11 protein-coding genes and 1 pseudogene are annotated in these 11,389 nt (G+C 72.0%); 5 read left to right on the top strand and 7 right to left on the bottom strand.

The features are described from left to right. The 3 genes from KME77_RS26380 to KME77_RS26370 all read right to left on the bottom strand — a co-directional run. Positions 1–569: FAD-dependent oxidoreductase (locus tag KME77_RS26380; RefSeq protein WP_219471640.1), on the bottom strand; the 569-nt coding region annotated here is incomplete at its 3' end. Further along, complete coding sequence (locus KME77_RS26375) at positions 566–811, bottom strand: (2Fe-2S)-binding protein (protein ID WP_219471639.1); 246 nt, start codon at positions 809–811, stop codon at positions 566–568. The genes KME77_RS26375 and KME77_RS26380, both read right to left, overlap by 4 nt. Continuing rightward, positions 808–2,019 carry an NAD(P)/FAD-dependent oxidoreductase gene (locus tag KME77_RS26370; RefSeq protein ID WP_219471638.1) on the bottom strand — a complete coding sequence of 404 codons (1,212 nt, stop codon included), beginning with the start codon at positions 2,017–2,019 and terminating at the stop codon, positions 808–810. The genes KME77_RS26375 and KME77_RS26370 overlap by 4 nt, the downstream gene beginning before the upstream one ends. A 97-nt stretch (positions 2,020–2,116) precedes the next feature. Here KME77_RS26370 and KME77_RS26365 point away from each other — a divergent pair, with 97 nt between their 5' ends. Then, complete coding sequence (locus KME77_RS26365; protein ID WP_308250910.1) at positions 2,117–3,142, top strand: COX15/CtaA family protein; 1,026 nt, start codon at positions 2,117–2,119, stop codon at positions 3,140–3,142. After that, positions 3,102–3,809 carry a SanA/YdcF family protein gene (locus KME77_RS26360; RefSeq protein WP_308250909.1) on the top strand — a complete coding sequence of 236 codons (708 nt, stop codon included), beginning with the start codon at positions 3,102–3,104 and terminating at the stop codon, positions 3,807–3,809. Before KME77_RS26365 ends, KME77_RS26360 begins: the two co-directional genes overlap by 41 nt. On the opposite strand, the gene KME77_RS26355 is transcribed toward KME77_RS26360, so the two are convergent. The 4 genes from KME77_RS26355 to KME77_RS26340 form a co-directional block, all read right to left on the bottom strand. Then, positions 3,806–4,999, bottom strand: a complete 1,194-nt coding sequence (locus KME77_RS26355) for a PrsW family intramembrane metalloprotease (protein ID WP_219471636.1) — start codon at positions 4,997–4,999, stop codon at positions 3,806–3,808. The genes KME77_RS26360 and KME77_RS26355 overlap by 4 nt on opposite strands. Positions 5,000–5,016: 17 nt before the next feature. Next, the gene (locus KME77_RS26350; protein WP_219471635.1) at positions 5,017–5,976 is read right to left on the bottom strand and encodes a cation diffusion facilitator family transporter; all 960 of its coding nucleotides are present in this window, start codon (positions 5,974–5,976) and stop codon (positions 5,017–5,019) included. After that, positions 5,976–6,359 carry an ArsR/SmtB family transcription factor gene (locus tag KME77_RS26345; RefSeq protein ID WP_219471634.1) on the bottom strand — a complete coding sequence of 128 codons (384 nt, stop codon included), beginning with the start codon at positions 6,357–6,359 and terminating at the stop codon, positions 5,976–5,978. The genes KME77_RS26350 and KME77_RS26345 overlap by 1 nt, the downstream gene beginning before the upstream one ends. A 65-nt stretch (positions 6,360–6,424) precedes the next feature. After that, positions 6,425–7,369 carry a heme o synthase gene (locus KME77_RS26340; RefSeq protein WP_219471633.1) on the bottom strand — a complete coding sequence of 315 codons (945 nt, stop codon included), beginning with the start codon at positions 7,367–7,369 and terminating at the stop codon, positions 6,425–6,427. 243 nt (positions 7,370–7,612) lie between these two features. Here KME77_RS26340 and tkt point away from each other — a divergent pair, with 243 nt between their 5' ends. From tkt to KME77_RS26325, 3 genes and pseudogenes are all read left to right on the top strand, one after another. Further along, positions 7,613–9,715, top strand: a complete 2,103-nt coding sequence (tkt, locus tag KME77_RS26335) for a transketolase (RefSeq protein ID WP_219471632.1) — start codon at positions 7,613–7,615, stop codon at positions 9,713–9,715. 5 nt (positions 9,716–9,720) lie between these two features. Then, positions 9,721–10,812: a transaldolase gene (gene tal / locus KME77_RS26330; protein ID WP_219471631.1), complete on the top strand. Its 1,092-nt coding sequence runs from the start codon at positions 9,721–9,723 to the stop codon at positions 10,810–10,812. Continuing rightward, positions 10,812–11,389 (top strand): annotated as a pseudogene (locus KME77_RS26325) (glucose-6-phosphate isomerase); the annotation flags it as partial. The gene tal and the pseudogene KME77_RS26325, both read left to right, overlap by 1 nt.

Here is an 11,389-nt window from a genome sequence, read left to right as displayed (position 1 = left end):
GGCCCGGTGCCCCCCCCCACCACCCGCCCGCCGGCGACGACGCCGTCGCCCTTGAGCAGCGCCTGCGCGCCGCCGGCGGTGAGGACGCCGGGCAGGTCCCAGCCGGGGAACGGCAGCGACCGGTCGTGGGCGCCGGTGGCGATCAGCACGTCGCGGCAGCGGACCGTGGCCACCCGCCCGCCGGGGGTGCGGCAGTGGGCGGCGAGGTGGCCGCCGTCGCGGGTGACGCTCCACACCTGGTGCCCGAGCAGCACGTCGGCCCGCTCCCGCAACGCGCCGGCCTGGCGCAGGAACCGCCGCAGCCCCGGCGTCCCACCCGCCGTGTCACGCGGAGTGCCACCCGCCGCGCCGCCCGCTGTGTCGCCCGCCGCGCCGCCCGCCGTGGGCTCCGCCGCGTGGCGGAAGTACTGGCCGCCCAGGCGGATGCCCGAATCGAGCAGCGCGACCCGCAGCCCGTGCAGCGCCGCCGTGAGCGCGCCCGCCACCCCGGCGGGCCCGCCGCCGATCACTACCAGGTCGTAAGTGCCGTTCACAGCGTCATGGGCGTTCATGCCGTCGCCGGGGTTCACGCGGTCGTCACCTCGTCCCCAGGGCGCGCCTCCAGCAGGCAGGCGCGTTCCGGCGGCCGGCCGTTCACGGTGACCAGGCAGTCGAAGCAGACGCCGATCCCGCAGAACAGCCCGCGCGGCCGCCCGCCGAAGCGGGTGGTGCGCCAGGCGCGCACCCCGGCGGCGTGCAGGGCCGCGCCGATCGTCTGCCCCTGCTCGACCGGCACGGGACGGCCGTCGATCGTGATCTGGAAACTGCTCACACGGGCTCCTCTCCGAGACCGTCGAGGGCGGCACGGTCGAGGGCGGCACCGTCGAGGGCGAAGCGGTCCGGCCGGAACGGGGTGAGGTCCAGCTCGGGACGCCGCCCGGCGAGCAGCTGCGACAGCACGAGCCCGGTCGCGGGCGCGAGCCCGATCCCCGCCCCTTCGTGCCCGCACGCGTGGTACAGCCCCGGCGCCCGCGGATCCTCCCCGATGACGGGCAGGTGGTCCGGGCAGTACGGCCGGAACCCGCAGTACGACCTGATCACCCGCACCTCCGCCAGCGCCGGGAACAGCGCCACCGCCTGGCCCGCCAGCCGCGCCAGCACCCGGAGCGACGTCGTCCGGTCGAACCCGACCCGCTCCCTGCTGGCCCCGATCAGCACGGTCCCCGAGGGCGTGCCCTCGACCACGGCCGAGGTCTCCAGGTCCGCGGAGTCGCTGGCGACGTTGGTGACGTACGCGGCGGTGTACACCTTGTGCCGGATCAGCGGCTCGCCCGGCGCCCCGTCATGCGGCCCGTTCAGCGGCTCGGTGACCAGGATGAACCCGCGCCGGGGCAGCACCGGCAGCTCCACGCCGGCGAGCGCGGCGATCTCGCCGCCCCACGTCCCGGCCGCGTTGACGACGGCGCCGCCGAGGATGTCCCCCTGGTCGGTGCGCACGCCCGTCACCCGGTCGCCGGAGCGGGTGAAACCAGTCACGGTGACGCCGGTCCGCACGTGCAGGGTTCCGTGCCCGTAGCTCTCGGCGCCGTGCCTGAGCAGCCGCGCGGCGGCCAGCATGGGCTGCACCTGGGCGTCCTGCGGGTAGTGCACGCCGCCGGCCAGGTTCTCGGCCAGGTGCGGCTCGTACGACCGCAGCTCCGCGGCCGGGACGACCGTGTGCTCGACGCCCTGCTTGCCCGCCAGCTCGGCCAGCCGCCGCTGGATCTCGTCGGTCTCGGCGACGACCAGCCCGCCCTTGCGCTCGTACTCGAAGCCGCCGAGCCCGGACAGGTCCTCCCACAACTTGGTGGACAGCACCGCCAGCTCCAGCTCGGGCCCCGGCTCCTTGTCCGACACGAGGATGTTGCCCTCGCCCGCGCCCGTCGTGCCGCCGGCCACGGGCCCGCGGTCCACCACGGTCACGTCGAGCCCCGCCCGCGCCGCGTAGTAGGCGCACGCGGCGCCCACCACCCCGGCGCCGACGACGATCACATCGGACATTTCACCTCCCGGATCTGTAATATGTCACATACCTATGCCCTTGAGAAGCACGTTCCCGGTGGAAGGACCGGTGCCCCCGGCCCGTACCATCGATGGCGTGAAGCTACCCACGGACCATCCCCGCTCTCTCGTGCGGCGCCTGTTCTCCTTCTGGGCGCCGACGACCGCCTCCATGCGGGGCTGGGCGCTGGCCAGTGTGGTCGTCAACGCGGGCATCACCGTGAGCGGCGCGGCCGTGCGCGTCACCGGCTCCGGGCTCGGCTGCCCGACCTGGCCGAAGTGCACGCCCGACAGCTTCGTGCCGATCGCGCACCCGGAGATCTCGCCGGTCAACATGGCCGTGGAGTTCGGCAACCGGCTGGTGACGTTCCTGGTGCTGGCGGTGGGGTTCGCGTGCGTGGTGTCGGCGATGCGGATGGCCCCGCGCCGCCGCTCGCTGCTGTGGCTGGCGCTGCTGCAGCCCGCGGGCATCGTCTTCCAGGCGCTGTGGGGCGGCCTGGTCGTCAGGACGATGCTCAACCCGTTCACGGTCAGCGTGCACTTCCTGGCCTCGATCGCGCTGGTGGCGGCCTGCTGGATGCTGTACGCCCGCGCGGGCGAGGGCGACGGGCCGCCGCGCGCGCTGGTGCACCGCGACATCCGCCGGCTGGGCTGGGTGCTGGTGGCTGCGGTCGGCGTGCTGCTGCTGGCCGGGGTCCTGGTTACGGGCACCGGGCCGCACTCGGGCGACGCGCTGGCCTCCCGGTTCGACCTCGACATCGAGAGCGTGGCGCGGCTGCACGCCGACGTCGTGTACGTCGTGGTCGGACTGTCGTTCGCGCTGCTGTTCGCGCTGCACGTCACCGGCTCGCCGCGGCCCGCCCGCCGGGCCGCGCTGGCGCTGGTCGTGGTCGAGCTGGCACAGGGCGTGATCGGCTACACCCAGTACTTCCTGGCCGTGCCCGCCTTCCTCGTCGGGGTGCACGTCCTCGGCTCTACTCTGGTCTGGATCGCCGCGCTCAGGGCGGTCACCTCGCTGCGCACCTGCGGCCCGGCAGCGGCCCCGGCCGCGCGGCCGACCGTGGAGGCAGGGGTAACCGTCAGTGGGCCGACTCTCACTCAGGACACGCCGACCCTCACGTAGGACGCTGCGGCGGCTCTACCAGGGGCTGGCGCTGGTCAGCGTGCTCGTGCTGACGCCGGTCACGTGGGCGCTGACGGGCAGCTCCGGGCACAGCGTGATCGCCGACACCGACGGCTGGCTGGCCCGGGTGCCCGAGTCGCAGGCGGCGCTCGTGCTGGGCGCGGGCCTGCTCGGCGGCCGGCCCTCCCCCATGCTGGCCAGGCGCCTGGACGTCTCGGCCCAGCTCTACCACGCCGGGAAGGTCAAGGCGCTGCTGCTGTCGGGCGACAACAGCCGCAAGGAGTACGACGAGCCGACGGCCATGCGCGACTACCTGCTGGCCAAGGGCGTGCCCGGCCGGGTGATGGTGCTGGACTACGCCGGGTTCGACACGTGGGACTCCTGCGTGCGGGCCCGCGACGTGTGGGGGGCCGAGCGGGTCACCGTGGTCACGCAGCTGTTCCACCTGCCCAGGGCCGTGGCGCTGTGCCGTACGGCGGGGCTGGCGACGTTCGGGGTGGGCGACGACTCCGCCAAGCGGTGGGCGGTCACGACGTACGCGTCGTCGGCCAGGGAGGTGTTCGCCACGGGCAAGGCGTTCGCGGACGCGCTGGTGCTGAAGTCGGACCCGGTCTTCCCCGGCCCGCGCGAGACCGCGCTGCGCACGATCCTGGCCGGGCAGCGCTAGCCCGGCGCGCCCGGCGCGTAACCGGGCGGCGGGGTGCCCTTGGCCGCCGCCTTCAGGTGGGCCTCCGACAGCGGGAAGTCGGCCCTGGCCACGCTCATGCACTCCAGCAGCGCCCGCTGCTCCTCGTGGAAGGCGTCCTCGTCGACCATGTGCCGGGCGGCCCGCTCGTGCAGCAGGCCCAGCTCGGTCGCGGCGAGCTGGTAGTCGCTCATCGCGCGCAGCCCGCGTTTGCCGCCGTGCGCCTTGGCCCACTGCCGGGCCTGCCGGCGCCGCGACAGCGCCGACAGCATGTACACGTCCGCCCGGTTGACCAGCTTGGTCGGCTCGTACGGCGGCAGGTACCGCTGGATCAGCGCCACGATCCGCCGCCGGTCCCGCACCACCACCACGATCAGCGCCACCAGCACCGCCAGCAGCACCAGGTAGGCGATGACCAGCCCGCGCAGCCCCCCGTACGACACCAGACCGTTCCACAAGCCGTGCAGGATCATCGCCCCGGCCCAGCCCGCCATCACCGCCGAGACCCGGTCCGAGCCCTTGCGCTGGGCGGCGTAGGCCACCGCGATCCCGATCATCGAGGAGAACAGCGGGTGCGCGAACGGCGACAGCACTCCCCGCAGCACCACCGTGGCGGCCAGCCCGATGCCGCCCTGGTCGGAGTTGAGGGCGGCCACGTAGTAGCTGACGTTCTCGCTCATCGCGAAGCCCAGGCCGACCATGCTGGCGTAGATGATGCCGTCGGTCGGCCCGTCGAACTCGGCCCTGCGGAACCTCAGCAGCCCCAGCAGCACCAGCCCTTTCATCGACTCCTCCACCACCGGCGCGCCGAACGTGGCGGCGACGTTGCGCGCGCTGGCCGCGCTCAGGTTGACGGTGTCGATGATGTAGCGCAGGTTGAGCGAGTTGACCACGCCCGCGACCAGCACCGCCACGCCCGCGCCCCACGCGAAGGCGAAGACCAGGTTGCTCAGCGGCTCGGGCTCCATGCGGTCCAGGGCCAGGACGGCGGCCAGCAGCAGCGGCACCGGGGCCAGCGCCAGGGCCAGCGAGATGACGAACTGGACGGGCTCCCCGTTGAGGACGTCGAAGGCGAACGACACCAGCGCGCAGACGCCGGTGACGATCAGCCCGATGATCAACGCGAACGACGGGCGGTCCTTCAACACCCAGCGTGGATCACGGGTCGCCATACGGTGACTGTAACGGATCAAAAAGGCGCTGTCCTGCCGAGATGGCGTGGCCCGTGCGGGTCCTCACAATGCTCCTCACGCTCCTTGAGGCCATGGTCCACCTGCAGTGTCGTGTGCCCGATGGAGAAGCGTTCATGCAGCAGACCGGCCAGCCGTGTCCGCACCCGGTGGCAGTCGGAGCCGCGCCCGACGATCACGTGCGCCGAGAGCGTCGGATAGCCACTCGTCACCGTCCAGACATGCAGGTCGTGCACCTCCACCACATCGGGCTCGGCGGCCAGCAGCCGGCCGATCTCGTCGGGGTCGAGGTCGCTCGGCGCGGCCTGGAGCAGCACCCTGGCCGAGTCGCGCAGCAGCCCCCAGCCCGCCTTCAGCATGAGCGCGGCCACCACCAGGGCGGCGATCGTGTCGGCCTGCCGGAAGCCGGTCAGCCAGACCACCACGCCGGACACGGCCGTGGCGATGAAGGCGTACATGTCGTTGAGCACGTGCTGGAAGGCGCCCTCGACGTTGAGGCTGCGCCGGTCGGCCCTGGACAGCAGCCACGCCGCCAGCGCGTTGACCGCGATCCCGGCCACGGCCGTGACCAGCACCACCGGCCCGTCCACCGCGGGCGGGTCCACCAGCCTGCGCACGCCCTCATAGCCGAAGTACGCCACCAGCAGCAGCAACGTAATGCCGTTGACCTGCGCCGACAGGATCTCGGCGCGCTTCCACCCGAACGTGTACGCGCCCCGCGCCGGCCGGGCCGCGAACCGCATCGCCACCAGCGCCAGCCCGATCGCGCTGGCGTCGGTGAGCATGTGGGCGGCGTCGGAGATCAGCGCGATCGAGTTGGCGACCAGCCCGGCGACGACCTCGACGGCCATGTAGCCGACGATGAGGGCGAGCGCGCCCACGAGGTAACGCTTGTCAGCACCGGCCGCGGGACCCTGCCCGAGACCGTGCCCATGTCCATGACCGTGCCCATGCCCCATCAGCGTTCCTCCTTCAGGTGCTCACGGCTGAGGTCCAGCAGCATCCGCACGTGCGCGTCGGCGAGCCGGTAGTAGATCATGCGGCCCGCCCGGCGGCTGGCCACGATGCCCGCCGTGCGCAGCAGGCGCAGCGCGTGGGAGACGGCCGTGTCGGTCACCTCGACCGCGTCGGCCAGGTCGCAGACGCACAGCTCCCCCGCCTCCAGCAGCGCGTACAGCAGCCGGGCGCGGGTCGGGTCGCCGAGCAGGCGGAACAGCTCGGCCAGGCGCGTGGCCTCGTCCGGGGTGACCAGGCGGTCCCGGGTGGCGGCGACCCGCCCGGCGTCGGGCTCCAGCACGACACAGCTGTCGAGCCCGGCCACAACATCTGAAGAGCTGTTCATATGTTCATGATAGAGACAGGACAAAACCCGCCGCAATGGGCGGCGGGCCTAAACTTAGGTAAGCCTCAGCTCAACAGCGGGTCGATGGCGACCGCGAGGAACAGCAGCGCCAGATAGGCGTTGGACCAGTGGAAGAAGCGCATCGGCCGCAGGTCGACACCCGTCCTGCCGGAGTTGAGCCGGGCCAGCAGGCGGTGCACCTCCCACAGGCACATGGCGCCCAGCACGGCGGCCACCACCGGGTAGAACAGCGTCGTCCCCGCCACCGGCCACAGCGCCAGCGAGCACAGCACGGTCGCCCACGTGTACGCGATCGACTCCAGGATCACCCGCCGCTCGGTGGCCACCACCGGCAGCATCGGCACCTTGGCCGCCGCGTAGTCCTCCTTGTAGCGCATGGCCAGCGTCCAGGTGTGCGGCGGCGTCCAGAAGAACACCACCCCGAACAGCACCAGCGGCGCCCAGTCGAGCCGCTCGGTGATCCCGGCCCAGCCGATCAGCACCGGCATGCAGCCCGCGATGCCGCCCCACACGATGTTCTGGGCGGTGCGCCGCTTGAGGATCATCGAGTAGACCAGGACGTAGAACAGGATCGCCCCGGTGGACAGCACGGCGGCCAGCCAGTTGGTGGTCAGCCACAGCCCCACGGTGGACAGCACGCCCAGCACGATCCCGAAGATCAGCGCCCCCGTGGGCGAGACCTGGTGGCGGGCGAGGGGCCGGCGCCGCGTACGGCGCATCTTCTGGTCGATGTCGCGGTCGACGTAGCAGTTGAGCGCGTTGGCGCTGCCCGCCGACAGGGTGCCGAACACCATGACGCAGACGGAGGTCCACAGCGGCGGCAGGCCGCCGGCGGCCAGGAACATCACCGGCAGCGTCGTGATCAGCAGCAGCTCGATGATCCGCGGCTTGGTGAGCGCGATGTAGGCCTTGACGACCATGCCGATCGTCCGCGGCTGCCCGGGCGCGGGGGCCGGGGCTGTCGCCTGCCTGTTCGTCAGCACCGTCAAGGCGCTTCCAGCACGTGCGGAGTCAACGCGTAACCTCTGATTGGAGCGGTGTCCCATGATTGGACGCTTGGTGGTCCCTGCGGACAAACAAACTGTAGTCGCAGGGGCGGCCGGTCCGGCCAATGGGGGGACACGCACGAGGTGGAATGGGAATCGATCGCCGACCCCACTCAGTTAGGGTCCGGTGTGAGCGGGTTACGCCGACCGGCCACCACAGACAACTAGATTCCGGAGACCGAGCACTTGAGCACCGAACTCGTGCCAGCACTCGAGTGGACAGACCTCGACAAGAAAGCCGTCGACGTCGTTCGAGCCCTGGCGATGGACGCAGTCGAAGAGGCGGGCTCGGGTCACCCCGGCACCGCCATGAGCCTGGCTCCCGCCGCGTACCTGCTGTTCCAGCACGCGATGCGCAACGATCCGACGGATCCCACCTGGCTCGGGCGTGACCGTTTCGTCCTGTCCTGCGGCCACTCCAGCCTCACCCTGTACATCCAGCTCTACCTGTCCGGGTACGGACTCAACCTGGACGACCTCAAGAGGCTGCGCCAGTGGGACAGCCTCACCCCCGGCCACCCCGAGCACGGGCACACCGCCGGCGTCGAGACCACCACCGGCCCGCTCGGCCAGGGCCTGGGCAACGCCGTCGGCATGGCGATGGCCGCCCGCCGCGAGCGCGGCCTGTTCGACCCGGACGCCGAGCCGGGCACCTCGCCGTTCGACCACCACATCTGGTGCATGGTCAGCGACGGCGACGTCGAGGAGGGCGTCAGCCATGAGGTCAGCGCGATCGCCGGTCACCAGAAGCTGGGCAACCTGATCGTCATCTACGACGACAACCACATCTCCATCGAGGACGACACGCTGATCGCGAAGTCCGAGGACGTGCTCGCCCGCTACGCGGCGTACGGCTGGCAGACGCTGAGCGTCGACTGGACGGAGAGCGGCGAGTACAAGGAGGACGTCCCGGCCCTCTGGGAGGCGATCAAGCAGGCCCGCGCCGACACCGACCGGCCCTCGTTCATCCGGCTGCGCACGATCATCGGCTGGCCCGCCCCGAACAAGCAGAACACCGGCAAGATCCACGGCTCCGCGCTCGGCGCCGACGAGGTCGCCGCCACCAAGCGGGTGCTGGGCATGGACCCGGACAAGAGCTTCGACGTGCCCGCCGACGTGCTGGAGCACACGCGCAAGCTGGCGGCCAGGGGCCGCGAGGCGCACGCCGAGTGGGAGAAGGGCTACGCCGCCTGGCGCGAGGCCGACGCCGGCCGCGCCGCCGAGCTCGACCGCGTCTCCCGCCGCGAGCTGCCCGCCGGATGGGCGCAGGCGCTGCCGTCGTTCGACAAGGCGATGGCCACCCGCAAGGCCTCCGGCGAGGTGCTGAGCGCGCTGGCGCCGGTGCTGCCCGAGCTGTGGGGCGGCTCGGCCGACCTGGCCGAGTCCAACCTCACCACGATGAAGGGCGAGCCGTCCTTCATCCCGGAGGAGTACCAGACCAAGGACTTCCCGGGTAACCGCTACGGCCGCACGCTGCACTTCGGCATCCGCGAGCACGGCATGGGCGCCATACTCAACGGCATCGCGCTGCACGGCGGCACCCGCCCGTACGGCGGCACGTTCCTGGTCTTCTCCGACTACATGCGCCCCTCGGTGCGCCTGGCCGCGCTGATGAAGCTGCCGGTCACGTACGTGTGGACGCACGACTCCATCGGCCTGGGCGAGGACGGCCCGACCCACCAGCCGATCGAGCACCTGTGGGCGCTGCGCGCGATCCCCGGCCTCGACGTGGTGCGCCCCGGCGACCCGAACGAGACCGCGTACGCGTGGAAGACGATCCTGGAGCACACCGACAGGCCCGCCGCGCTTGCCCTGACCAGGCAGAACGTGCCGGTCTTCGAGGGCACCAGCGCCGAGGGCGTGGCCAGGGGCGGCTACGTGCTCCAGGACGCCTCCGACGGCCAGCCGCACGTCATCATCATCGCCACCGGCAGCGAGGTGGAGCTGGCCGTCAACGGCCGCGAGCTCCTGGAGGCCCAGGGCATCCCCACACGAGTGGTGTCGATGCCGTGTGTCGAGTGGTTCAACGGGCAGGACACTGCGTATCGGCAGACCGTTCTGCCGTCAGCGATCAGGGCCCGGGTCGCGGTCGAGGCGGGCGTCGCCCTCGGCTGGCGGGAGTTCGTCGGTGAGGGGGGCGAAATCGTCAGCCTCGAACACTTCGGCGCCTCTGCTCCGTATAAGACCCTGTACGAGCAATTCGGTCTGACGGCGGAGCGAGTGGCCGCGGCGGCCAAGGCGAGCCTGGCCAAGCTGGGCCACGACAAGGGCGAGACGACGGGAAACTAGAGAGAATGAGCGACAATCTCAACAAGCTGTCCGGCCAGGGCGTGTCCATCTGGCTGGACGACATCAGCCGTGAGCGGCTGCGCACGGGCAACCTGGAGCAGCTGATCCGCGAGAAGAACGTGGTCGGCGTCACCTCCAACCCGACCATCTTCGCCAGCGCGCTCAGCAAGGGCGACGCCTACGACCAGCAGATGCACGACCTCGCCATCCGCGGCGTCGACATCGGCGAGGCCGTGCGCGCCATCACCACCTACGACATCCGCTGGGCCGCCGACGTGCTGCGCCCGGTCTACGACGGCACCGCCGGCGTCGACGGCCGCGTCTCCCTGGAGGTCGACCCCAGGCTGGCGCGCGACTGCGAGAAGACCGTGGCCGAGGCGCGGGCGCTGTGGTGGATGGTGGACCGGCCCAACCTGTTCATCAAGATCCCGGCGACGATGGAGGGCATTCCCGCCATCACGCAGGCGCTGGCCGAGGGCATCAGCGTCAACGTCACGCTGATCTTCTCGCTGGAGCGCTACCGCGCGGTCATGGACGCCTGGCTGGCCGGCCTGGAGGCCGCCAAGGCCAAGGGCCTGAACCTGGCCACGATCGAGTCGGTGGCCTCGTTCTTCGTCAGCCGCGTCGACACCGAGATCGACAAGCGCCTCGACCAGCTCGGCAAGCCGGAGCTGAAGGGCAAGGCGGGCGTCGCCAACGCGCGCCTGGCCTACGCCGCGTTCGAGGAGGTCATGAACTCCGAGCGCTGGCAGGCCCTGCGCGCCGCCGGCGCCCGGCCGCAGCGCCCGCTGTGGGCCTCGACCGGGGTCAAGAACCCCGACTACTCCCCCACCCTGTACGTCGACCAGCTCGTGGCCCCCGGCACGGTCAACACGATGCCGGAGAAGACGATCGACGCCGCCGCGGCCCAGGCCGACGTCACCGGTGACACGGTGCGGCCGTTCTACCAGGACGCCTGGAACGTCATGGCCGCGCTCAAGGAGGCGGGCGTCGACTACGACGACGTCGTGCGGGTCCTGGAGGAGGAGGGCGTGCAGAAGTTCGAGGCCTCCTGGGGCGAGCTGCTGGAGAGCGTCAGCAAGAACCTGGTCCCTTGATGGACGTCTCGTACCGCGAGGAGGGGGTGGCCGAGGCCGCCTCCTCCGCCGCGGGGCGGCTCGTCGCCGAGGGCGTGCCCGCGCGGCTCGCCTCCGGCGACCCCACGCTGTGGGGTGCGGACGCCCGGGAGGTGGCGGCGGCCCGGCTGGGCTGGCTGCGGCTGCCCGGCGCGTCGCGCGAGCTGCTGCCCGAGCTCGGCAAGCTGGCCGACCGGGCGCGGGCCGAGGGCCTGACCAACGTGGTGCTGGCCGGGATGGGCGGCTCGTCGCTGGCCGCGGAGGTGATCTGCGCCACCGCCGACGTGCCGCTGACCGTCCTGGACACCTCCGATCCCGGCCAGGTGCGCCGGGCGCTGGAGGAGGACCTGGCGGCCACGGTCGTGGTCGTCGCGAGCAAGAGCGGCGAGACGGCCGAGACCGACAGCCATCTGCGCGTCTACGAGCGGCTGTTCGCCGAGGCGGGCATCGGCCCGGCCGGGCGGATCGTGGTGGTCACCGACCCGGGCTCGCCGCTGGAGCGGCGGGCCGCGGCGGCGGGCCACCAGGTGGTCCTGGCCGCGCCCGACGTGGGGGGGCG

The organism is Nonomuraea rhizosphaerae, assembly GCF_019396405.1.
Taxonomy (GTDB): Bacteria; Actinomycetota; Actinomycetes; order Streptosporangiales; family Streptosporangiaceae; genus Nonomuraea; species Nonomuraea rhizosphaerae.
This window is presented reverse-complemented; position numbering and strand designations above follow the sequence as displayed.